Below are 21720 nucleotides of genomic sequence, written 5' to 3' on the forward strand. Positions count from 1 at the left end.
CCGTCGTCGTGCTTGAGGCGATGAAGATGGAAACCCAGGTAGCTGCGCACCGTGGCGGGACCGTCACTGACGTCCGGGCGGAAGCGGGCGGCGTGGTCATGGCCGGCGCGGTGCTGGCGCTGATCGGCTAGCTGCCTGCCTCGGGGGTGTTTCCGCTGGACGGAAGGGCCCCATTGCCGCCGGACCCTCGGCGGGGCAGGCTGGGTGGATGACAAAGCTACTGCCGGCCGCCAACCACTCGGGTCTCGACGCCGCGGTAGTCGACGCCGCGATTGAGCCGGACCCGGCCGGGGTTATCGACCTCGAGCCGGAGCTGGCTGCGGTCTGGGAACTCGCAGAGCCGTACCTCAAGGTCCGGGACAACGATGCCCACACGCTCTACGCCTTTGGACTCGCCAGCGCACTGTTGGACGCGCACCCAGAAGCGGATGCCGCCGTCGTACGTCCCGCGATCATGCTGCACGATATCGGCTGGTCCCAGGTGCCGGCCGACGGCGTCCTGGCGGCGATTGCGCCGGGCGGCGGGAGACCGGATCTGGTGCTGCTGCACGAGAAGGAAGGTGCGCGGCTCGCCGCCGGAATCCTGGCGGAGAGCGGCTACGACGCAGCCAAGATCCCAGCCATTCTGGAGATTATCGACGGTCATGACTCCCGGCGCGAGGCGCTGTCCATCGAGGACGCCATCGTCAAGGACGCCGATAAGACCTGGCGGCTCAGCCCGCACGGGATCGACACCGTGATGGACTGGTTCGGGCTCGATCGCGGGCAGGCCCTGCGGCTGTGCAGCCAGCGCGTCCACGGCTACCTGTTCACCGCCGAAGCGCAGGCCATGGCGCTGGCGCTGTCCGCGCTGGAGTCCGTGACACTGTGGCCGCAGCGTCAGCGGCTCCTGGCTGGCGGGGACGACGGCCGGGCTGCCGTCTAGACTCGAATCCGGACGCCGCGGGCACCCCGCAACAGAGCGTCCGGAACGAGGAGGTCACCATGGCCGGCGGCAGCCGCGAACCCGGACGCACCGTGACGTCCAAGGTGCTGGCCATCCTGGAGGCCTTTGAGAAGTCGCGGGGAGCCCTGAGCCTGACTGACATCGCGTCTAAGTCTGACTTGCCGCTGAGCACCACCCACCGGCTGGTCAACGAACTGACCGACTGGGGATTCCTCTCGCGTGAGCCGAACGGCCGCTACCAGCTGGGTATCCGGCTCTGGGAACTTGCCCAGAACACCGGACGCCAGCTCCGCGACGCTGCGCGCCCGTACATCCAGGACCTGTTCTCATTGACCGGGGAGACCGCACAGCTCGCCATCCGCGCGGGACATGAGGTCCTCTACATCGACAGGGTCTACGGTTCCAAGCGCGTCCCCCGGGCCTCCCGGGTGGGAGGCCGGCTGCCTATGCACGCCACCGCCGTCGGGAAAGTCATCCTCGCGTTCGAGGACGACTGGGTCCGCGATGCCTACCTCAACCGCGACCTCGAGCGGCCCACCGCCCACACGCATATCGACCCGCGGCGTTTTGCCGAAGAGCTGAGCCAGATCCGCGAGCAGGGGTACGCCACCACGATGGAGGAGATGCGCCTGGGCTCGTGTTCCGTCGCCGTCCCTGTTTTCCACACGGGCAGGATCGGCGCCGGACTTGGCCTCGTGCTGGCAACCTCCCAGGCATCCACCATGACCAGGCACCTTCCCGTCCTCAAAGGGATATCTGCCCAGATCGAGCGGGCTACCGCGCGGATTCCGCTGGAGACCCTGATCGGGGTGCACCGGGGCGCCACGGACTAACGCATACGACGACGGCTCGGTGAGTACCGCCGTCGTGCTATCCACTCCGGACTCTGCCGTGCTAGCGGTATTGCCTTCCGCCCAGTGGAAGTGATGCCTATCCACGGACGGTGATGCGGACCACACTGGAGTCCAGAAGCCCCGCCACTCCAAGAGTGCCGGGCGGAACCAAGACACCAGGAGTCCAGATGTCATCGTCGACAGATACGGCCGGCCGCTGTCCCTTCGGGTACGGCGCCGAAGCCCCCGCCGGGCACCACGGCTACGAGCCCTTCCAGATGAAGGATCCCTTCACTGCCTACGCCGAACTCCGGGCCGAGCAGCCCGTGATGTTCGATGAGCGCGTGGGCCTGTACGTCGTCTCCCGCTACGACGACATCAAGGCAGTGTTCGAGGACTGGGAAACCTTCTCCAGCGAAAACGCCCAGGCACCCGTCCGGGAACGGGGGGCTGCCGCGAAGAAGATCATGGAAGAGGGCGGCTTCACGGCCTACTCCGGCCTGTCAGCCCGCCGCCCGCCGGAGCACACCCGCATCCGCGCCGTGGTCCAGAAGGCCTTCACTCCCCGCCGCTACAAGGCACTGGAGCCCTTCATCCGGGAAAACGTCGTCAAGCTCATCAAAAAAATGCTCTCCCGCCAAGAGCGCCGCGGTGAGCTCGTCAAGGACCTCGCCTACGATGTCCCCACCATCACCATCCTCACGCTCATCGGCGCCGACGTGTCCCAGGTGGACACCTTCAAGCGCTGGAGCGATTCCCGGGCAGCGATGACCTGGGGCGACCTCAGCGATGACGAACAGATCCCACACGCCCATAACCTGGTGGAGTACTGGCAGGAATGCCTGCGCCTGGTCCGGGTGGCCCACGAGGAGGGCGGCGACAACCTCACTGCTGACCTCGTCAAGGCGCAGCAGGACGGTGCGGAAATCTCGGACCACGAGATAGCCTCCGTCCTCTACAGCCTGCTCTTCGCCGGCCACGAAACCACCACCACGCTGATCTCCAACGCCCTGCGCGAGCTACTGGCCCGCCCGGAGCAGTGGCAGCAGCTGGTGGAGGACCCCAAGAAGATCCCCGCTGCCATCGACGAAGTCCTCCGTTACGCGGGCTCGATCGTGGGCTGGCGCCGCAAGGCCCTCAAAGACACCGAAGTGGGCGGCGTCCCCATCGAGGAGGGCTCCCAGCTCCTGCTCCTGATGGGTTCCGCCAACCGCGACGAAAGCAAGTTCGAAGCAGGCGAAGACTTCGACATCAGCCGGCCCAATGCCCGCGAACACCTCTCCTTCGGCTTCGGAATCCACTACTGCCTGGGCAACATGCTCGCCAAGCTCCAGGCCAAAATCGCGCTCGAGGAAGTGGCCCGGCTCGCCCCGGGCCTGCAGCTCGAGGACCCGGACGGCATTGCCTTCCGCGAAAACCTTTCCTTCCGTGTCCCCGAGACCGTTCCTGTCAGCTGGAAGGCCTGAGAAATATGCAAAGCAACGAATACATCCAGTTCTTCGACGGCGGCATCGAGCCCACGCTTGAAAACCTCGGCGGAAAGGGCGCCTCCCTGGTCACCATGACCTCCGCCGGCATGCCCGTCCCGCCCGGTTTCGTCGTCACCACCGTCCAGTTCGATGCCTTCATGGAGGAAGCCGGCATCACCCGGCACATCCACCAGCTCCTGGCCGATCTGGACATGGAGGACATGAACCAGGTGGACAAGGTCTCCGCCGCCATCCGCGAGGACATCTGCTCCCGCCCGGTCCCGCAGGCCATGCGCGAGCTGACCATCACCGCGTACGAGTCCCTCATGAACCGCTTCGACGCGCCCGTGCCGGTGGCCGTCCGCTCCAGCGCCACCGCAGAAGACCTGCCGGACGCGTCCTTCGCCGGCCAGCAGGACACCTACCTCTGGCTCGACGGCGTCAAGGCAGTCACCGAGCACATCCGCCAGTGCTGGGCATCGCTTTATACCTCCCGCGCCATCATCTACCGGCTCAAGAACAACATCCCCAACGAAGGCCTCTCCATGGCCGTCGTCGTCCAGAAAATGGTCAACTCCCGGGTTTCCGGTGTGGCGATCACCATGGATCCCACGAACGGGGACCGCTCCAAGATCACCATCGACTCTTCCTACGGCGTCGGCGAAATGGTGGTCTCGGGCCAGGTCACGCCGGACAACATCCTGCTGGACAAGGTCACGCTCGCCGTCGTCAATGAACACCTCGGTGACAAGCACGCCGAACTCATCCCCGACGCCGGCGCCAAGCGCCTGGTGGAACGCGAGGTCGACGACGAGCGACGCGGCCGCCGCAGCCTCACCGATGCCGAACTCACCGCCGTCGCGCAGATGGCCAAGCGGGCCGAGAAGCACTACAAATGCCCGCAGGACATCGAATGGGCGCTCGACGCGGACCTGCCGGACGGCGAAAACCTGCTCCTGCTTCAGTCCCGCCCGGAAACTGTGCACTCCTCCAAACCTGCTCCGCAGACCGCCCCGCAACCGCTGGTCTCCGGCGGCTTCTTCAGCGGCTTCAGCGCCACCATACCCAAGCAGGCCGTGTAGCTTCCGCAGTTCCTGTCAGTCCCGTTCCACACACCAAGGCTCACCGCCGAGCCGTATGAAAGGACCGCCATGTCCCTGAAGTCCTTCCCCAAACCCTCCGAGCTCACGGTCCCCGCGGGCGCCGAGGGCTGGGAAAAGATCTACCCCTACTATCTGGTCTTCCAGGACAAGCTCAAGGAGCAGGAGGACGCCAAGTTCTGGTTCTGCGACAGCCAGCACTGGCCCACCGTCTTCAAGCCCTTTGAGACCATCGGCGGCGAATTCGCTGTCAAGTGCCTGGGCCAGTACAACGCCCGGCACCTGATGATCCCCAACGCCAACGGCATCGAGTTCCGCATCCACCTCGGCTACCTCTACATGTCACCCATCCCGGTGCCGGAGGACCAGATCGCCGCGCGCGTTCCCCTGTTCGAGCAGCGCGTGGGCCACTACTTCCAGAACTGGGAGCAGCTGCTCAAGGAATGGCACGTCAAGGTCAAGGGAACCATCGCGGAGATGGAAACCATTTCCTTCCCCAAGCTCCCGGACATGGTCCCCATGGAGGACATCGTCTCGGGCAAGGGCAAGGACGGCTCCGAAAAGCTGCTCGAAAGCTACGACCGGCTCATCCAGCTCGCGTACCAGAACTGGCAGTACCACTTCGAGTTCCTGAACCTGGGCTACATCGCCTACCTGGACTTCTTCAACTTCTGCAAGCAGGTCTTCCCCAACGTCCCGGACCAGTCGATCGCCACCATGGTGCAGGGCGTGGACATGGAACTTTTCCGCCCGGATGACGAGCTCAAGGGCCTCGCCAAGCTCGCGGTCGAGCTCGGGATCCAGTCCCGGTTCACAAACACGGACGACGTCGATGCCACCTTGGGTGCCATCGCAGCCGCTCCCGGTGGGGACCGGTGGATCGCCCAGTACGAGGCCGCCAAGGACCCGTGGTTCAACTTCACCGTAGGCAACGGCTTCTACGGCCACGACAAGTACTGGAATGAGCACCAGGAAATCCCGCTCGGCTACATTGCGGACTACATCCGCCGGCTGGACGAGGGCCAGGAAATCATGCGCCCGGTCGAAGCCCTGATCGTGGAGCGCGACCGCATCATCGAGGAATACCGCGACCTCCTCGAAGGCGAAAACCAAGCACTGTTCGACGCCAAGCGCGGACTGGCCGCCACCGCCTACCCGTACGTGGAAAACCACAACTTCTACATCGAGCACTGGACCATGGGCGTCTTCTGGCGCAAGATCCGCGAACTGTCCCGCATGATGCAGGCAGAGGGCTTCTGGACCGAACCGGACGATCTGCTGTACCTGGGCCGCAACGAGGTCCGCGACGCACTCTTTGACCTGGTCACCGGCTGGGGCGTCGGCGCCAAGCCGATCGGCCCCGACTACTGGCCGGAAGAGATCGAACGCCGCCGCGGCATCGTGGACGCCCTCAAGACCGCCCGGCCCACTCCGGCGCTGAACACCCCGCCGGAGTCCATCACCGAACCCTTCACCCGGATGCTCTGGGGCATCACCACCGAGCAGGTCCAGCAGTGGCTGGGTGCCGGCGAAGCGGTGGAAGGCGGCGGACTGCGCGGCATGGCAGCCTCACCCGGTGTAGTGGAAGGCCTGGCCCGCGTGGTCACCGACGCGGACCAGCTCTCCGAAGTCCAGCAGGGCGAGATCCTCGTTGCCACCGTCACCGCACCGTCCTGGGGTCCGATCTTCGGAAAGATCAAGGCCACCGTCACGGACATCGGCGGCATGATGAGCCACGCCGCCATCGTCTGCCGCGAATACGGACTCCCGGCCGTCACCGGGACAGGCTCCGCCTCCACCACCATCAAGACCGGCCAGCGGCTCCGCGTGGACGGGACCAAGGGCACCGTCCAGATCCTCGACGCCGAAGACGAACTGGTTGCCACCGGACCGGGCGCCCACAGCCACAGCCATGCTTGAGGTAAATATGCCCAGCGCGGAATATAGCGGTGGCTCTGAAGATGATCGCATCCGCACCGTCCTCATCACCGGTGCCGCCGGCGGGCTGGGCCGGGCGTTCGCGCTCGGCTTCGCTGGCCGCGGCTACCGGGTGGCGGTGGCGGACATCAACCTCGAAGGCGCCGAGCAGACAGCCAAACTTGTCCGCGAAGCCGGCGGCGAAGCAGCCGCCTTCTCGGCAGACGTCACCAGCGTCGAGTCCACCGAGGACCTCGCGAAAAGCTGCGCGGAGTTCGGCAACGGGAGCATCGACGTCGTCCTTAACAACGCCGCGGTGTACGCGGGGGTGACCCGCAGCCCGTTCGAGGACATTGATCCGGCCGAATGGGACCTGGTCATGAACGTGAATCTCAAAGGCCCCTGGCTGGTGACCCGCGCAGCGAGTCCGTTCCTGCCCGAGGGCGGCCGTGTCATCAACCTGTCCAGTGCCACCGTTTTCAGCGGCTCGGAGCAGTGGCTGCACTACGTCGCCTCCAAGGGCGGGGTGGTGGCCCTGACCCGGGTTATGGCCAAGGAACTGGGGCGGCGGGGGATCACGGTCAACGCGATCGCCCCCGGCTTCACCCTCACCGAGGCCAGCTACGGGCTGATGGAAAACGCCGAGAACTACGGCGTGGACCGCGGAGCCATCAAGCGGGCCAGCCAGCCGGAGGACATCGTGGGCGCTGCGCTGTTCCTCGCCGGACCGGACAGCTCGTACTACACCGGCCAGACCATGGTGGTGGACGGCGGCCGGCAGTTCATCTGACCAGCCCGCTTCGCCGACCCGCCATTCCCATCAACGAACTTCAACCACAAGGAGGACCAATGCCAACGGTTCACTTCACCGACGCCGAAGGCGCCGTACGCGACGTCCAGGGCAACGTGGGCGATTCGGTCATGGAAACCGCGGTGCGCAACGGCGTACCCGGAATCGTGGCCGAGTGCGGCGGCTCGCTGTCCTGTGCCACCTGCCACGTCTTTGTCCGGGAGGACTGCGCTTCGCAGCTCCCGCCGATGGAGGACATGGAGGACGAGATGCTGTACGGCACCGCAGTGGACCGGGAGGACAACTCCCGGCTGTCCTGCCAGCTGCGCCTGACGGACGAGATCGAACTGTTCGTCACTACCCCGGAAACCCAGGTGTAGCGATGGGCGCGCAAGCAGTGGAGCAGACCGCCCCCGCCACAACGGACCCGCACGCTGTCCCCACCCGGACCGGGCTCCTCATCATCGGTGCAAGCCAGTCCGGGGTGCAGTTGGCCGTTTCGCTGCGGGCACTGGGCTTCGACGAGCACATCACGCTGCTCGGCGACGAGGACCACCGCCCATACCAGCGGCCTGCCCTGTCCAAGGAATTCCTGCAGGGAACGGTCGAGAGCGAATCCCTGATCTTCCGGTCCAACCAGTACTGGTCCGAGCACAACGTGGAGCTGGTCAAGGGCGAATACATTGTCCGGATCGACAAGGAAGCGGACGGTTCCGGGGTGGCGCACGCGTCCTCCGGCCGGGAATTCCCCTTCAAGCGGCTGGCCCTCACCGTGGGTGCCCGTGCCCGGAAACTGGACATCGAGGGCGGGGACCTGGACGGTGTGCTGTACCTGCGCAACGCCGACGACGCCCTGGCGCTCAAGGCCCGGGTGGGCGACGCCACCGATGTGGTGGTGATCGGCGGCGGGTTCATCGGCCTCGAAGCCGCGTCCAGCCTGCAGAAAATGGGCAAAAACGTCACCGTCCTCGAGTTCGGCCCGCGGCTCGTTGGCAGGGCTGTGGGGGAGGAGACCGCCGAGTACTTCCTGCAGGCACACCGCTCCCGCGGGCTGGATATCCGGCTGAACACGAGTGCCGCGCGCTTTACCGCATCCGACGGCGGTACTTCCGTCGCCGCCGTCGAACTTCAGGACGGGACGGTGCTGCCGGCGCAGATTGTGCTGATCGGCATCGGCGTCATCCCCAACACCCAGCTGGCCGAACAGCTGGGCCTTGAGGTGGACAACGGCGTGGTGGTGGACCGATTCGCGCTGGCGTCGGACGGCACCACCGTTGCGGTGGGGGACGTCGCCAACATGCCCAACCCGGTACCGGGTTCCGAAGCGGGCGAGCGGATCCGGCTGGAAAGCGTCAACAACGCCATCGAGCATGCCAAGGTGGCCGCCTATTCGCTCACCGGCAGGCGTGAGGAATACGCCGGCATCCCGTGGTTCTGGTCCAACCAGGCCGACCTCAAGCTCCAGATCGCGGGCCTCTGCAACGGCTACGACCGGACAGTGCTGCGGCGCGACGGGGAACGCGGCAAGTTCAGCGTCCTCTACTACCGCCAGGGCCGGATCATCGCCGCGGACTGCGTCAACGCGCCCCTGGACTTCATGGCTGTCAAGAACGCGCTGGCCAAGGGACAGAACATTCCGGCCGACGCCGCAGCGGATCCCGCCACACTTCTCAAGACCATCACCACGGACAGCTAGCCTCCCGGCCGGCACCCCGAAGGAGCATTATGAGCACCCCCAAGACCCCGGTCGCCGAGGGCGGCACCGCCGCCAACGCGGCAGCTGATCCCGCCAACGGACAGGCGGACGCGCTGGCCCAGGCTTTCGCCGCCGAGTACAGCGTCCGGCCCGTCCCAGCGGCAGGCGCGGTGGACACGACGGCCATCTGCAACACCCCCGCGGCCCTTGGGGAGCTCGACGAACTGTGGCAGGCCGTGGTCCTCGAGACCCGGACCCGCGGCAACGACATCCATCTGCCGATTTCGCTGGCCTACGCCGAACGGCTGTGCCGCGCCTACCCCGACGCCGACGCCGAACTGGTGCGCGTCTCCACCCTTCTTCACGACACCGGCTGGGCCCACGTAGACGAATCCCGGATCATCTCCGAAGGCTTCTCCGGCGACTGGCGCAAGGCCGCCATCCGCTACGAACACGAGCAGCAGGGCTGTGAAGTAGCACGGCGCGTGCTGCCCGGCCTGGGCTATTCGCCGGAATTTGTGGAGCGCGTCTGCGAAATCATCGACGGCCATGACACGCGCCTGGTTGCCCGCTCCCTGGAGGATGCCCTCATGCGCGACGCCGACCGGCTGTGGCGGTTCGACCGTGCAGGGATCGCACTGGCGTCCTCGTGGTTTGCCATGGACCCGGCCACCTACACGGACAGGCTGGCCACCGAAATCGTGCCGGAACTTATTACCCAGGCGGCCGTTGACATGGCCACCGCCGATCTTGGCCGTTCCAACGCCCTGCTGAAGACCGCGGTGATCCGATGACCTCCGCCACGCATGACGCTCCCGCCCATAACGCTCCCGCCCATGATGCTCCCGCCCTGACTGCCCGGACGGCCCTCTCGCTGCCCCATACGCACGTGGACACCATCTTTGTTGACGGCGCCTGGCAGCCCTCGCAGGGCACCGGCCGGAACCCGGTCACCGATCCTGCCACCGGCGAAGTCTGGGGCTCCGTCCCCGACGGGACCCCCGAAGACGTTGACGCCGCCGTCGGCTCCGCCCAGCGGGCTTTCCAGGGCGAGTGGCCCAAGCTTTCCCCGTCTGAGCGTGCCGCCTACCTGATCCGGATTGCCGAGGAAGTGGAAAAGCGGGCCGAAGAGCTGTCGCTGACCAACTCGCGGGAAAACGGCTCGCCGGTCTCCGAATCCGCAGGTGCAGCGGCCAACGCTGCAGGCATCTTCCGCTACTTCGCCACCCTGGCCGGGTACCTCGAGCGTGAGGACGTCCGCCCCTTCCCGCGCGGCGGCGGCGAATCCGTGGTCCGGCGCGACCCGCTGGGCGTCTGCGCGCTGATCGCGCCGTGGAACTTCCCCATCAACCTCGTGGTCATCAAACTCGCTCCGGCGTTGCTGGCCGGCTGCACCGTGGTGATCAAACCGGCGTCGCCCACGCCGCTGTCCATCCGGGTGATCATTGACGCCGTCGCCGCAGCGGGTGTCCCGGCCGGCGTCGTCAATCTGGTCACCGGCTCCGGCCGGCTCGGGGATGTGCTGGTGAAGCACCCCGGCGTCGCCAAGGTCGCGTTCACGGGTTCGACGCCGGTGGGCCGGAAGATTGCCGCGGCCTGCGGTGAACTGCTGCGCCCGGTCACCCTGGAGCTGGGCGGGAAGTCCAGTGCGATTGTGCTGCCCGACGCCGATCTGGACGCCATGTCCGAGGTGCTGATCCGGTCCTCCATGCGCAATACGGGGCAGACCTGCTACATCTCCACGCGTATCCTCGCCCCCGCGAGCCGCTACGACGAGGTGGTGGACATGGTCACCGCCACCATCGCCGCCGGGAAACAGGGCGATCCGCTGGAGCCCGATACCGTTTTTGGCCCCTGTGCCACCGAGTCCCAGTACCGGACCGTGCTGGAGTACGTGGAGTCGGGGCTGGCCGAGGGGGCCCGGGCAACCACCGGCGGCCGTGCTGCGTCGCTTTCCGGGGGGCTCGAGCAGGGCTATTTCGTGGAACCCACGGTCTTTGCCGACGTCACGCCGGACATGCGGATCTCCCGGGAAGAGATCTTCGGACCGGTCATCACCATCCTCAAATACGACACCGTCGATGAGGCAGTGGCACTCGCCAACAACACCGAGTTCGGCCTGGGCGGGCTGGTGTTCGGCTCCGATGAGGCTGCGGCACTCGCCGTTGCCGACCGGATGGATACCGGCTCGGTGGGCCTGAACTTCTTCGCCTCCAACCACGCCGCGCCGTTCGGCGGCCGGCACGATTCCGGCCTTGGCACGGAGTACGGGATTGAGGGCCTGAACGCCTACCTGAGCTACAAGTCGATCCACCGCAAGGTCTGAAACCCGCAACGTATGCTCTGAAAACTCCAACGCCGGGTCACATCACGCCCAATCCGGGGCAAGAATCAGGCGTGATGTGACCCCGCGTTGCTTCACCCCAACGTGAACGACGGCGGCCCCCCATGGCCGGCCGCCGTCGTTCAGTCCGTTCTAAGCGGGCAAAGCGCCCGCCCCGTTGCCTAGGACGCTGAGGATGCGGTGGTGTAGGCCTGCTGGATCACTGAACCCCAGTACGGGCCATACATCTTGGTGGATTTGCTGCCGTAGCCGTAGCTGTTGACCGAGTTCTGGTACCCGCTGGAGCTGGTGCCGGTGAACCAGGGACCGCCTGAGGAGCCGCCGGTCATGTTGCACGGGATGCCCTGGGAGTTGAACTGCGGGTTGTAGGGATCGTTCGTGGCCGTGCCGGTGCAGCTCTTCAGGGATTCCCCGTTGAACGGCGAGGCCGCGGGATAGCCAAATGCCTTGTAGGCGAGGCCGCGTGCGGCATTGAACTGAACGCCGGAGGCCCCGACGACGTCTGCGAGGTTGCGGCCGTTCAGCTGGGACATCACGGCGAACCCGGTGTCATACTGCATGCTGCCTGAGGAGCTCCATTGGGTGGGGGCGTAGAGGGCTTTGGCCGTCCACTGGCCGTACGGCGCAGCACCGTTGAGGTAGGCAGGGACAAAAGTGAACCGGGTAGCGAAGGCGCCGGGGCCTTCATTAAGGCAATGCCCGGCGGTGGAGACGGTGTTTTTGTTGGTGGAGACCACCGAGTTTGCCGAGCAGACGTAGTTTGCTCCGCCCAGGGTGAAGAAGACTTTGCCAATGTGGGGAACCGGGCTTTCGCTGGCGTTGGCCTTCTGCTGGACCTGCGGCGACGAACCCTGGACCTTGCTCTCCGGTGCGGTTGCCTCGCGTTCAGCGACGTCGGCCTTGTTGGCTTTCTGCCGGTCCAGTGCCTTCTTCGCCAGTACATCGCCGGGGATTGCCGCGCGCATTCGTTCCGGCGTCCAGTAGCCTGCGTCCGCGGAGGCGGCGACATGTGAGCTGCTGACGCCGCGGGATTCCTCGTTCTCCGGCGCCGGGGGTGCGGCGCTTGCTCCTCCTGCCGAGCAAAGGGCGAGCAACGCTGCTGTTGAGAGGCTCATAAGGCTTGTGGCCAGAGTCCTGGTAATTGTCATAGTCATCCTCTTCGAACGCATAAAGCGGATCCAGATGTGATCCGCTGGGGATGCTAAGAACCTAGTCGTGTATGACAAGTTTGTAAATAAGATAACAAAGCTTGTTGTGTTGCTTAACCCAAAGATCCGGCCGGCGGAGTCACCGGCCGGACCTTTTTAGCTTCTCGGAATTAGTCCACGTGGTTGGACAGCGCCACCAGGACGCCTGCCAGCGCAAAGTACTTGTTGCTGCCGAGATCCCGGACCGTCTTGATCCCCAGCCCGGCGAGGAGTTCGGCATGCTTTTCCGTAAGGCCGGCCAGGGCCGACGGCGGAGCGTCCAGGACTTCCTCCAAACTCAAGTTCTCAAAGCTCTTGTCGAGTTTCTTGCCCAGCTCAATTGAAACGGCCATGACCATCCTTTGCTCGAACGAATTATCAGACAAAACCCGGCAGCTTCGCCGGAACCTCAGGGGCCGAAATGTTTCCCGGACCACTGTTGGAAAGGCTAGCCCAAGGTTCGTGTTTTTCGACAGGATTCGTGGATTTGAGCGGGTCCCGGGGTGAAATGAGGGTCCGCCCAGGGTCCTCATCAGGGGAGTCCCGGATCCGGCCGGACCGGCCGAAAACCTACTCTGAATTTCGTGAACCCAGCAACCACGACCCAGCGCCTCCGTCCCTCTGTCCCCGGCCCCTCACATCTTCGCCGCGGGTGGCGGGAACTGTCCCCACCGGCGAAAGTCCTGGCCGCCGTCGGCCTCCTGATGGCAGCCTCCGCCGCTTTCCATTCCGTGGTGTTCCTTATTTCCGGCACGGCATGGGAAGGACCGGTGGGTTGGCGAAAGCCGATCACTTTCGGTCTGTCCCTCGCGCTCACCGCCATCACACTTGCCCTGACCGACGCGCGTCTGAAGCGCAGGCCGGCCACCGCGTGGATCCTGCTCGGCGCCCTCAGCGCGGCGATTGTGGCTGAGGGTGCGTTGGTGACCTTGCAGGCCTGGCGCGGAGTCCCGTCGCATTTCAACAACGCCACACCGTTCGATGCCGCAGCCTTCTCCGCCATGGGCCTCGCCGTGACGGTCATCGTCGTGGTGATAGTCAGCCTGGCCATCCTGAGCTTCACGTCGGCCAGGCCCGGGCAGCCTGCACTCACTCTGTCCATCCGGGCAGGCATGGTGCTGCTCGTCGCGGGACAGGTCCTCGGTGTCGCCATCATCGCAATCGGTGAGCCGGCGGTCCTGGCTGGCAATGATGCTGCCGTTTTCGGCCCCGAAGGCGTGGTGGTGGGCGCGGCCGGGGTCCTGAAATCTCCGCACGGGATCGCCCTGCACGCGATCCAGGTCCTGCCGTTGCTCGGCTGGCTCGTTCAGCACGTTACCTGGTCCGACGCACGGCGGCGGCGGACAGTGTGGACTGCTGCCATCGGTTACGCGCTGGTCCTGGCGGTCAGCGTCTTCCAGGCATACACGGGCCAGGCGCAGTTCGCGTTGAGCTTTGCTGCCCTGGCCGTAGCCGCGGGCGGTCTGATCCTGGTGGGGCTACCGTTCGTGCAGGCCGGTGCCGCTTTCCTGCGGGGATTCCGATAGCGCGAGTGCCGTCGCTCAGGCGCGCTTTCCCCCACCCGGCGGATCCGCGGCCGCACTTCGCACGACGAGGTTCCCTGCACGCCGGGCCGCGAACCCGGTGAGCACTGCCACGGTGGCGGCCATCAGCAGCCCTGCCATTAGATAGACGGCGAACAGGACCGGCACCGGAGTGGTTTCGTCGATGAACGGGGACGGCGCGAAGGTCCACAGGAGGCCCGCAGCCCAGGCGCCGGCGTTGACGGGAATCCAGAAGGCTGTCCGCCGGTGCGGGACCAGCCTGCGCAGGACCAGCCATTGGAGTGTGGGGATGGACAGCAGAAGGGCGCAGCCGAGCACGGCGGCAAGGACGATCACTCCGGTGGAGCTGAAGTCGATGCCGCCCAGGGTGCTGGGGAGCATGCCGATGGACCATGCCAGTGCCGCGCCGGCCGCCGTCGCGAGCATCCATGGTGCCCGGGGAACCGCGGCGCCAAAACCGACTGATTGGCCGAAGCCCAGGAGGAACCCTTCACACGCACCGGCCAGGACCATGGCGGGATACACGACTCCGGCGGGCGCGGCCAAGAGGGAAAGGGTGCCGCCGATGATCGCGGGAATGGCAAACCCTGCGGCTTCCGCAAGGGTTACGGACACAAACCAGCGGCGGAGGAACGCATCTCCGGCCACGGTCAGGTGGCGCGGTCCACTGCAGCCAGGATGGCCTGGGCAAGCTCGGCCGGTTTGGTGAACTGCGGCCAGTGGCCGGTAGGGAGGTCCACGAATTCGACGTCGCGGATGCGGGCCAGTTCGGCGGTGAAGGGGTGGCCGGCGTCGATCCATTCCTGCAGCAGCGAGGACGGGAACTGGCAGGCGATCACCGTGGCGGGAACCTCGTAACGGCGGACGTCGTGCAGGCGCTGTCTGCCGTGCGCCACGCCTTTGGGCTCCGGGATGGCGCGGGCACGGAATGCCTTGCGCAGATCCTCCGTGAGGTCCGTCAGGTCGGCGTCCTCGAAGCCGTCCCACGGCGGAAACGGGACGTCGTCGCCGTCGGCGGGCAGCTCGTCATTAATGACGCCCCCTTCACCCAGGGGCCCGCTGTCCACGTAAATGTTCCGCGCTACGCGGTCAGGCCGCGCGTCCGCCACCCCGTGGATGACAGCACCGCCACCGGAGTGCCCCACCAGCACCACCTTGCCCTCCAGGGCGTCCACCGTTTTCACAACGGCGTCGATGTGGTCCTTGAGGGTGAGGCCGGCCCGCTTTGCGTTTTTCGATTCAAGGCCGGGGAGGGTGAGCGGGTGGCAGGTATGCCCTGCCGCCGCCAAGGCGGGGGTGACCTCCTCCCACGACGAGGCGTCCAACCAGAAACCGGGTACCAGGATGATGTCCATGACGGCACCCTACTCCGCGGCACTGACAGCGGGTAGGGCATCAGGTCCTGTCAACCATGCCGGCCCGCGCAGCAGGCTCAGCGCTCGTCAAGCAATTTGATGATCTCGGACACTGAGCCGGTCTGTCCCAAGGCCGGGAAGATACGGGTGACACTGTGGAGATGGGCGTCCAGACTCGGATCAGTCATGGCATCAACGGCCAATGACACGGAGAAGCCAAGATCGTAAGCGTCCCGGGCCGTAGACTCCACGCCGAAACTGGTGGCCATTCCCGCGAGTACAACCTGGGTAACTCCACGCTCCCTGAGAAGTGCGGCGAGGTGGCCACCCGCGAAAGCGCTCCAGGCCCGCCTGGTCAGGATGAGGTCCTGGGGCTGTTGGTCCAGTTCTGGAAGGAGCTGCTCCCACGACGGCGGAAAGTCCCGCGGACCGTCGGTGTATTGGGTGCGGCCTGCCGGCGTTCCCCCCACAGTGGCCAGTACTACGGGCAGTTCGCGAAGGCGGAAGGCAGATAGCAGGTCAGCGGCCCGCGCGATGACTTGACCGGCAGGATGCGCGGTGGGGTTGGCGGCCGTCCCGGCTTGCAGGTCGAGCACGATCAACGCGGTTTGTTGGTCCAAAGCACCTATGGGCATCGGGATTCCTTGCCTCGCTTCTGCGTTGGTTCAGCGTCCATCAATCGAAGGTCACGATCACTTTGTCGGCCGCCCCAGGCGTAGCTGCGAGTTCCAGCGCTGCGAGGGCGTCGTCCGCCGGAATACGGTGGCTGATAATCAGCTGGTACTTCCTCCAGTTGGCGATGATGTCGTCGGTGACTTCAAAAATCTCGGTGGGGTAGCCCATTGACATGATGATGGAAATTTCGCTGGTCAGGAGCGAGCCGAAGTCAACTTCCAGGGGCTTCTTGTGCACGGCGGGAATAACCAACCGCGCTCCTTGCCTGGCTATCGCAAAAACCGTGGTCGGCACAGCAGGAACCCCAGCGGCATCGATATACACATCGGTGCCCGGCCTGGCCCCGTGCTGCCCTACTGCAAGGGGCGCCTCCCCGTGCAGCTCGAGCAGGCGTGCCGGAACGTCCTCTTCAGCGGAATTTATGACCGCATCAGCGCCGACGTCCAACGCCTTTGCCAGACGGCTGGCCAGCACATCGATGACGACGACGTGCTCCACTCCTTTGGCTTTGAGACTGAGGAGCGCACCCAGCCCGATAGGTCCGGCTCCAAATACGACGGCCTTTTCACCCGCCTTTGCCCCGGACCTGTTGACCGCGTGCCTTGCGACGGCCATGGGTTCGTTGAGAGCGGCGACGTCGAAGGGAACCTCATCCGGGATAACCCGGAAGTGCGTGCCTGCGACCGCGTCGAAGAGCACGATGTAGGGCGAAAAGGCACCCTGGGCTCCGCCGCTGCCGATGATGCCGTCGGATGCGGCCATGGGGTTGACCACGACATGGTCACCGACCGAGGCGCCCCGCACTTCTGACCCGACCTGTACGACCACGCCAGCCGGCTCGTGTCCCAGCGGCGTCCGGCCCTGACGCGGCGGAATGCCTCCGTACATTGTGTACATGTGGTCCGAGCCGCAGATCCCACAGGCCCTTACTTTCACCATCACGTCCCGTGGGCCTGCGACTGGTTCCGCGACCTCCACAATTTCCGTTCTGTCCCGCCCTGTCACCATGACTGATTCCATTGGCTGTCTCCCTTCCCTTGCTATCTACATGCCCCGTAAGGGCTGTCAGTGTCTCATGGTGGATTTTCGCGGCCAGCAGCCGTTGGGTACTTGGCGGTTGCACCCCACGGGGCGGCTCTCCCAAGCCCTTTGCTCCGTCAGCGCCACCTGGAAGGTTGCATCCCTCGCGGGCAATACGGTGGGTCCAGGTGCCGTGGCATCTTCCTGGGCCCACCAGCCTTCCCAGGCAAAGGCGGTGATTTCTCCATGCATCGCTTCGTCCTTCCTTTTAGCGACAGAACTGCTGTTGCTTGTTCACTGAGCAGTTGCCGCTTCGATTGCCGCGACGTCGCCGGCGGCAATCAGGCGCCGGCCCATGCCGCCGTCGGCCCAAATCCAGAAGCAGGACTTGTCTGCCATCACGGCGTCCACCACGCCGCTGAGGGTTTCCGGCCCCACCCGGAAACGGAGATGGTTCCCGGGCGTCAGGATGTCCTCATGCTTGGTGCACGGCAGTGAAGGACCGGCGTTGGCGACCTTCGTGGGGGCCGCGAGGTGCAGCTTAGGCATCGAGCGGGCCGGCGTCATTGCGCTCCGGACCCCCGATGGGGGCGAAGGCGCCGAAGAACATCTGCGGCAGGTCCTGGGTATCGGTGCCCCCGAGCCCGGCGCCGAAAAGCAACGTCTGCGCGTCCGCGGCCGAGCCCTCGATTTCGTACACCGTGGCGTACCGGTAGGGGGTGGGTGCGGCGCCGGCGATTTCATAGCGCTGCGCACTGACGAAACCGGGCAGGGCAACGACCTCGGGGATATGGGTTTTGGAATACCACTCGTTGAACTCGGCCTCCTTTCCCTTTACTGCGTTCACAAGAGCGATCAGAATTTCGCGGGGTGCGTTCGTCGAATGGGCCATGGTGTTCGCTTTCTGTCGGTGTTGGGTGGGGAGATGGACGTGCGGAGGCGCCTCCGGGGATGCAAATCCGGCGGGGCCCATACTTCTCGGAATGAAGGCAGCGATCGCCGCCGCGGCGAGTGCGGCAACGAGCCCCAGCATGAAGGCACCGTCGAACCGCTCATCCGGAGAAACGGGGGATTTGTCCAGTGAGATTCCGGAGCTCGCCAGGACAGCGGCGATTGCGGCGGCAGCGGTCGCCGTCCCGAGTCCGCGCATGAGGGCGTTGAGTCCGTTCGCGGCTGCGGTCTCATTCCGCGGAACCGCCTGCATGATGAGGGTGGGCATGGCGGCGTAGCCGAGCCCGACGCCGACACCCGAGAACGTGTTGATCAGGACGATGTGCCACAACTGGAGGTCAAGGCACATGGAGGCGGCGTAGCATCCGGCGATGATCAACGATCCCGCGACGAGCGAGGGTTTGGCACCGAAACGCCGTTCGAGACGGCCCGCGACGGGCGACATGGCGAGCATTGCGAACCCTGAGGGCATCAGGGCGAGCCCTGCGGTAAGCAGAGGCAGGCCGAGGCCACCCGCTTCGGCGGGCAACTCGAGAAGTTGCGGAAAGGCGATGCTCGAGGCGAAAAGAGCGAAGCCCATTGCAACGGACGCGAGATTGGTGAGGAGTACCGCCGGACGGGCGTTGACCCGCAGGTCTACGAGGGGATCCGGCACGCGCAGTTCGTAGGCTCCCCAGACACTGAACACCACGACGCCGCCGATGAGCAGTGCGAGCGTCACAGGCGAGGTCCACCCCCACGTGTTCCCGCGGGAGATTGCCAGCAGCAGGGCGGTCAATCCGATCGTCAGGCCCGCGATACCGCCCGCGTCGATCGCGCCTCCCGGTGGTGTGCCGTGCTCGGGGACGATGAGGAATACGAGCACGAGGGTAATCACGCCGGTTCCCGCCGCTGCCCAAAAAAGTACACGGAAGTCTGCGGTCTCGGCGACGAACGCACTGATGGGCAGTCCAAGGGACGCCCCGACGCCGAGGGTCGCACTGACCAGCGCAACGGACGAGCCCAGGCGGGACGGGTGGATCGAGTCGCGAAGGAGGGCGATGCCGAGCGGGATGACGCCCAACCCCGTCCCCTGCAGGGCGCGGCCGATGATAAGTGGCAGGACCGTGGGCGAAAGTGCGGCCACCACGGAGCCGGCAATCAGCAACCCGAGGAGCACGAGGGCGATGCGGCGTTTACCGAACATGTCTCCGAGGCGGCCCGCGATCGGGGTGCAGATCGCGGAGACCAGCAGGGTAACGGTGATGACCCACGCGGTATCGTCCGGACTCGCATCGAGGAGTTCCGGGAGTGCTCCCTGGATGGGGATCAGGATGGTCTGCTGGAACGAAGCGCTTGCCCCGGCGAAAGCGAGCACAGCCACGATCAGCCGCTGGTGCGCGCGGGACGGAAGGGACTGGTCCGCGGGCGCGCTGCTGGCAGTCATGGCGTCCGGTGCTGCGCCGGCTCCGTCGTGAACCCCCAGGGCACGCCGAGGCTCGTGGCCGGGTCGGTCACCAGCGATGTGGCCGAGTGTGCGGCGATGCCGACTCCGGTTGCGGCGAGGTGCTTCGCGGCGGTGTCCAGATCCTCAACCTCCCACGTGATCGCATGGTACGTGTCGAACGGGCCATTGAGCGCGTGATCTGCTGCTGCCGGAGTGCCCGCCTCGGGTGTCGCGAAGTGAAACACGGCGTCGGCCAGGTGCACGTAGGCCCCGGATATACCGCGCACACTGTCGGCACCCGAATGGACGATCTCCCCGCCGAGCAGGTCCACGGCAACCTTGAGGGCCCGATCGGGCCGCGTGGTGAGGATCGTGTGATGCGAGGTGCGGACGATACCCAGCGGGCCGCCGTCGTGAAGGGCGGCTGCTGTCCAACCGGCGTCGGCCCGAGGGTCGAGCGGGAAGGGAAACGTCTCGAAGAACTGGTACCGCATTCCAGCGTCCTCGGGCAGGGAATAGAACGGCGAGGGGCCGCCGCTCCATTCCTCGGTGTCGAGTGTCCTGTCCCTCGCATCGACGAGCCGCACACCAGCCGATCGAAACGCCTGGTAGAGGTCCTTCGCGCCATCAACGTACCAGCCGACGGCGTTCAGCTGACCGGTGTCGATATCGGGATAACGCTGGACGCCGCCCGTGAAGTACCGCGACGGCTCGAGGCTGTCGATGAGAACGTCGGCGATCAGCGTGTAGTTCGAGTAGTCGGTGGAATGCCCCGGAGCCGGCGGTGTTTTCATCACCGTTCCGATATTCGTGCTCGGTCGCCCGAAAACGCGGCTAAAGAAATCCTCTGCTGCGTCGAGGCTGGGCACGTGAAGAGTCGGGTGGAACACCGACTTCACGCGGAAGGCCTGGTCAGTTTCGGTGCTCACCCGGCAGCCACTCTTTCCAGCGCGGACGAGAACGCGCCTCCGTAGTTTTCCGTCGACGAAACCTCGTCGAGGATCTCGTGCAGTTTTGCGCGGCCACCGGGGTTGAGCAGGAACTTACGCGGCTTACCCTCGACGTTGGCGCCATAGTAATGGCTGTGCTCGGCGGAGAAGATTGAAAGGGGAGCGAGGGTCTCGATCATCGACATCCAGACAGCCTCCTGCTCGGCCGTCGGCTCGAAGGTGTCGTAGCCGTAATCGCGCGCGTAGATGATCGTGTTGAGGATCCAGTCGATCTGATCCTGCGAGTACCGCGGGTAGTTGCCTCCGCCCGCACCGTGCGGACCGCCCGGGAAAAAGAAATTCGGCAGGCGGTTCGCGCTGAACCCGCCGAAGTCGGACGGGCCGTCCTCCCAGTCAACGCTCAGATCGAGGCCTTCGCGGCCCTTCACGCCCAGCCGGGTCAGGGCACCCGTTCCGAAGTCGAAACCGGTGGCGTAGACGATGATGTCGTAGTCCCGGTGTCCGTCCGTGGTCTCGATCCCGGTCGCGTCCACACGCACGATCGGTGTTTCCTTGAGCGCGACGAGGCCGGCATTGGGTTTGTTGAAGGACTCGAAGTAATTGGTGACGAAAGGGGGACGCTTCGCGCCGAACAAATGATCCTTCGGAATGAGGCGCTCGGCGGTGACCGGGTCCTTGACGATGCTGCGGATCTTGTTGGCCAGGAACGCGCAAAATTCGAGGTTTACTTCCCGGTTCGTGGTCATGTCGTAGTAGTTCGAGGTGAGTTTCGCGAAGCCTGGGCTCTTCCAGATCTTCTCGTAGAACGCTTGGCGGGCCTCGGCAGGGTCCTCGGTGGAGAACTTGCCGGCAGGTTCGTGCAGAAACCCCGACGGCGACGTGCTGAGTACCTTCACGATGTCCTCGAAGTTCTCGTGGAGCCACTCGAAACGTTCGTTGGTGATCGGTGCGTTGTTCAGGGGTGTTGTCCAGGTCGGGGTGCGCTGGTAGAGATCTACTGATTCGACGACGTCGACAATTGCCGGCAGCAGTTGGGCGCCACTGGGACCATTGCCAATGATCGCGACGCGCTTGCCGGTGAAATCGATCGGGGTGTGCGGCCAGGCGCCGGTGTGGTGCCCTTCCCCCTGGAAGTCGTCCAGGCCTTCGATCTCGGGCAGGTGCGGCACCGAGAGGCCGCCGGTGGCGGAGATGACCCAACGGGCGCGGGTGATCCCGCCCGCTTCGGTGGTGACCACCCAGATGGCGTCTGTCTCGTCATAGACCGCCGAGACGACGCGCTGTCCCGTACTGATGTGCTGCCGCAGGTCGAAGCGATTCACGACAAAGTTGAGGTAGTCCTCGATTTCGGGCTGGGTCGCAAATTCCTCCCGCCACCGCCACTCCTGGAACAGCTCCTTGGAGAAGATGTATCCATAGGTATAGCTCTCCGAGTCAAAGCGTGCCTCTGGGTAGCGGTTCCAGTACCAGACACCCCCGACGCCGTCGCCGGCTTCCAGCGTGCGTGCGCTGAATCC

The 21720-nt window shown here is 65.4% G+C and carries 22 protein-coding genes; 12 read left to right on the forward strand and 10 right to left on the reverse strand.

Translation table 11 applies throughout. The annotated features are described in order from the left end of the window. Nucleotides 1–8 precede the first annotated feature (8 nt). The 11 genes from DBR22_RS02725 (at nucleotide 9) to DBR22_RS02775 (ending at nucleotide 11077) form a co-directional block, all read left to right on the forward strand. Nucleotides 9–131, forward strand: a complete 123-nt coding sequence (locus DBR22_RS02725; RefSeq protein WP_375134876.1) for a biotin/lipoyl-containing protein — start codon at nucleotides 9–11, stop codon at nucleotides 129–131. Nucleotides 132–208: 77 nt separating this feature from the next. Then, the gene (locus tag DBR22_RS02730; RefSeq protein ID WP_108597672.1) at nucleotides 209–925 is read left to right on the forward strand and encodes an HD domain-containing protein; all 717 of its coding nucleotides are present in this window, start codon (nucleotides 209–211) and stop codon (nucleotides 923–925) included. A gap of 59 nt (nucleotides 926–984) precedes the next feature. Next, on the forward strand, nucleotides 985–1779 hold the full coding sequence (locus DBR22_RS02735; RefSeq protein WP_108597673.1) for an IclR family transcriptional regulator: 795 nt from the start codon (nucleotides 985–987) through the stop codon (nucleotides 1777–1779). Nucleotides 1780–1967: 188 nt separating this feature from the next. After that, a complete protein-coding gene (locus DBR22_RS02740) occupies nucleotides 1968–3245 on the forward strand; it encodes a cytochrome P450 (protein WP_108597674.1) in 1278 nt (425 codons plus the stop codon). A 5-nt stretch (nucleotides 3246–3250) separates the two neighbouring features. Next, nucleotides 3251–4330 (forward strand): PEP/pyruvate-binding domain-containing protein, encoded by a 1080-nt coding sequence (locus tag DBR22_RS02745; protein ID WP_108597675.1) that lies wholly within the window; start codon nucleotides 3251–3253, stop codon nucleotides 4328–4330. A gap of 69 nt (nucleotides 4331–4399) precedes the next feature. After that, the gene (locus DBR22_RS02750) at nucleotides 4400–6268 is read left to right on the forward strand and encodes a PEP-utilizing enzyme (RefSeq protein WP_108597676.1); all 1869 of its coding nucleotides are present in this window, start codon (nucleotides 4400–4402) and stop codon (nucleotides 6266–6268) included. After that, entirely contained in the window at nucleotides 6261–7055 is a 795-nt protein-coding gene (locus DBR22_RS02755) for an SDR family NAD(P)-dependent oxidoreductase (RefSeq protein ID WP_181364992.1), read from the forward strand. The genes DBR22_RS02750 and DBR22_RS02755 overlap by 8 nt, the downstream gene beginning before the upstream one ends. Before the next feature lie 59 nt (nucleotides 7056–7114). After that, nucleotides 7115–7435: a 2Fe-2S iron-sulfur cluster-binding protein gene (locus tag DBR22_RS02760; protein WP_108597678.1), complete on the forward strand. Its 321-nt coding sequence runs from the start codon at nucleotides 7115–7117 to the stop codon at nucleotides 7433–7435. 2 nt (nucleotides 7436–7437) lie between these two features. Then, nucleotides 7438–8751 (forward strand): NAD(P)/FAD-dependent oxidoreductase, encoded by a 1314-nt coding sequence (locus DBR22_RS02765; RefSeq protein ID WP_108597679.1) that lies wholly within the window; start codon nucleotides 7438–7440, stop codon nucleotides 8749–8751. A gap of 29 nt (nucleotides 8752–8780) precedes the next feature. Continuing rightward, complete coding sequence (locus tag DBR22_RS02770; RefSeq protein ID WP_108597680.1) at nucleotides 8781–9545, forward strand: HD domain-containing protein; 765 nt, start codon at nucleotides 8781–8783, stop codon at nucleotides 9543–9545. Beyond that, nucleotides 9542–11077, forward strand: coding sequence for an aldehyde dehydrogenase family protein (locus DBR22_RS02775; RefSeq protein ID WP_181364993.1), 1536 nt, complete (start codon nucleotides 9542–9544; stop codon nucleotides 11075–11077). Before DBR22_RS02770 ends, DBR22_RS02775 begins: the two co-directional genes overlap by 4 nt. A 179-nt stretch (nucleotides 11078–11256) precedes the next feature. On the opposite strand, the gene DBR22_RS02780 is transcribed toward DBR22_RS02775, so the two are convergent. Further along, nucleotides 11257–12243, reverse strand: a complete 987-nt coding sequence (locus tag DBR22_RS02780) for a trypsin-like serine peptidase (protein ID WP_108597681.1) — start codon at nucleotides 12241–12243, stop codon at nucleotides 11257–11259. 170 nt (nucleotides 12244–12413) lie between these two features. Then, nucleotides 12414–12635, reverse strand: a complete 222-nt coding sequence (locus DBR22_RS02785; protein WP_108597682.1) for a hypothetical protein — start codon at nucleotides 12633–12635, stop codon at nucleotides 12414–12416. 231 nt (nucleotides 12636–12866) lie between these two features. On the opposite strand from DBR22_RS02785, the gene DBR22_RS02790 reads away from it, so the two are divergent. Further along, nucleotides 12867–13808 (forward strand): hypothetical protein, encoded by a 942-nt coding sequence (locus tag DBR22_RS02790; RefSeq protein WP_146187351.1) that lies wholly within the window; start codon nucleotides 12867–12869, stop codon nucleotides 13806–13808. A gap of 15 nt (nucleotides 13809–13823) precedes the next feature. Here the strand turns inward: DBR22_RS02790 and DBR22_RS02795 are convergent, their stop codons facing one another. The 8 genes from DBR22_RS02795 to DBR22_RS02830 form a co-directional block, all read right to left on the reverse strand. Continuing rightward, nucleotides 13824–14474 (reverse strand): hypothetical protein, encoded by a 651-nt coding sequence (locus DBR22_RS02795; RefSeq protein WP_181364994.1) that lies wholly within the window; start codon nucleotides 14472–14474, stop codon nucleotides 13824–13826. Between the two features lie 2 nt (nucleotides 14475–14476). Next, nucleotides 14477–15181, reverse strand: coding sequence for an alpha/beta fold hydrolase (locus DBR22_RS02800; RefSeq protein ID WP_108597684.1), 705 nt, complete (start codon nucleotides 15179–15181; stop codon nucleotides 14477–14479). 77 nt (nucleotides 15182–15258) lie between these two features. Beyond that, the gene (locus DBR22_RS02805; protein WP_108597685.1) at nucleotides 15259–15816 is read right to left on the reverse strand and encodes an isochorismatase family protein; all 558 of its coding nucleotides are present in this window, start codon (nucleotides 15814–15816) and stop codon (nucleotides 15259–15261) included. 40 nt (nucleotides 15817–15856) lie between these two features. After that, a complete protein-coding gene (locus tag DBR22_RS02810; RefSeq protein WP_108597686.1) occupies nucleotides 15857–16876 on the reverse strand; it encodes a zinc-dependent alcohol dehydrogenase in 1020 nt (339 codons plus the stop codon). Between the two features lie 294 nt (nucleotides 16877–17170). After that, on the reverse strand, nucleotides 17171–17425 hold the full coding sequence (locus DBR22_RS02815) for a hypothetical protein (RefSeq protein WP_146187352.1): 255 nt from the start codon (nucleotides 17423–17425) through the stop codon (nucleotides 17171–17173). Next, nucleotides 17418–19253, reverse strand: a complete 1836-nt coding sequence (locus DBR22_RS02820; protein WP_108597688.1) for an MFS transporter — start codon at nucleotides 19251–19253, stop codon at nucleotides 17418–17420. The genes DBR22_RS02815 and DBR22_RS02820 overlap by 8 nt, the downstream gene beginning before the upstream one ends. Further along, the gene (locus DBR22_RS02825) at nucleotides 19250–20182 is read right to left on the reverse strand and encodes a glyoxalase/bleomycin resistance/dioxygenase family protein (protein ID WP_108597689.1); all 933 of its coding nucleotides are present in this window, start codon (nucleotides 20180–20182) and stop codon (nucleotides 19250–19252) included. The genes DBR22_RS02820 and DBR22_RS02825 overlap by 4 nt, the downstream gene beginning before the upstream one ends. Further along, nucleotides 20179–21720: flavin-containing monooxygenase (locus DBR22_RS02830; protein WP_108597690.1), on the reverse strand; the 1542-nt coding region annotated here is incomplete at its 5' end. The genes DBR22_RS02825 and DBR22_RS02830, both read right to left, overlap by 4 nt.

The organism is Arthrobacter sp. HMWF013, from assembly GCF_003061105.1.
Taxonomy (GTDB): Bacteria; Actinomycetota; Actinomycetes; order Actinomycetales; family Micrococcaceae; genus Arthrobacter.

Coding starts and splice junctions, on each gene's coding strand:
- DBR22_RS02815 (WP_146187352.1), bottom strand. CDS start 17,425: ATGCCTAAGCTGCACCTCGCGGCCCCCACGAAGGTCGCCAACGCCGGT.
- DBR22_RS02730 (WP_108597672.1), top strand. CDS start 209: ATGACAAAGCTACTGCCGGCCGCCAACCACTCGGGTCTCGACGCCGCG.
- DBR22_RS02765 (WP_108597679.1), top strand. CDS start 7,438: ATGGGCGCGCAAGCAGTGGAGCAGACCGCCCCCGCCACAACGGACCCG.
- DBR22_RS02740 (WP_108597674.1), top strand. CDS start 1,968: ATGTCATCGTCGACAGATACGGCCGGCCGCTGTCCCTTCGGGTACGGC.
- DBR22_RS02745 (WP_108597675.1), top strand. CDS start 3,251: ATGCAAAGCAACGAATACATCCAGTTCTTCGACGGCGGCATCGAGCCC.
- DBR22_RS02760 (WP_108597678.1), top strand. CDS start 7,115: ATGCCAACGGTTCACTTCACCGACGCCGAAGGCGCCGTACGCGACGTC.
- DBR22_RS02750 (WP_108597676.1), top strand. CDS start 4,400: ATGTCCCTGAAGTCCTTCCCCAAACCCTCCGAGCTCACGGTCCCCGCG.
- DBR22_RS02810 (WP_108597686.1), bottom strand. CDS start 16,876: ATGGAATCAGTCATGGTGACAGGGCGGGACAGAACGGAAATTGTGGAG.
- DBR22_RS02735 (WP_108597673.1), top strand. CDS start 985: ATGGCCGGCGGCAGCCGCGAACCCGGACGCACCGTGACGTCCAAGGTG.
- DBR22_RS02780 (WP_108597681.1), bottom strand. CDS start 12,243: ATGACAATTACCAGGACTCTGGCCACAAGCCTTATGAGCCTCTCAACA.
- DBR22_RS02785 (WP_108597682.1), bottom strand. CDS start 12,635: ATGGCCGTTTCAATTGAGCTGGGCAAGAAACTCGACAAGAGCTTTGAG.
- DBR22_RS02755 (WP_181364992.1), top strand. CDS start 6,261: ATGCTTGAGGTAAATATGCCCAGCGCGGAATATAGCGGTGGCTCTGAA.
- DBR22_RS02770 (WP_108597680.1), top strand. CDS start 8,781: ATGAGCACCCCCAAGACCCCGGTCGCCGAGGGCGGCACCGCCGCCAAC.
- DBR22_RS02820 (WP_108597688.1), bottom strand. CDS start 19,253: ATGACTGCCAGCAGCGCGCCCGCGGACCAGTCCCTTCCGTCCCGCGCG.
- DBR22_RS02805 (WP_108597685.1), bottom strand. CDS start 15,816: ATGCCCATAGGTGCTTTGGACCAACAAACCGCGTTGATCGTGCTCGAC.
- DBR22_RS02800 (WP_108597684.1), bottom strand. CDS start 15,181: ATGGACATCATCCTGGTACCCGGTTTCTGGTTGGACGCCTCGTCGTGG.
- DBR22_RS02775 (WP_181364993.1), top strand. CDS start 9,542: ATGACCTCCGCCACGCATGACGCTCCCGCCCATAACGCTCCCGCCCAT.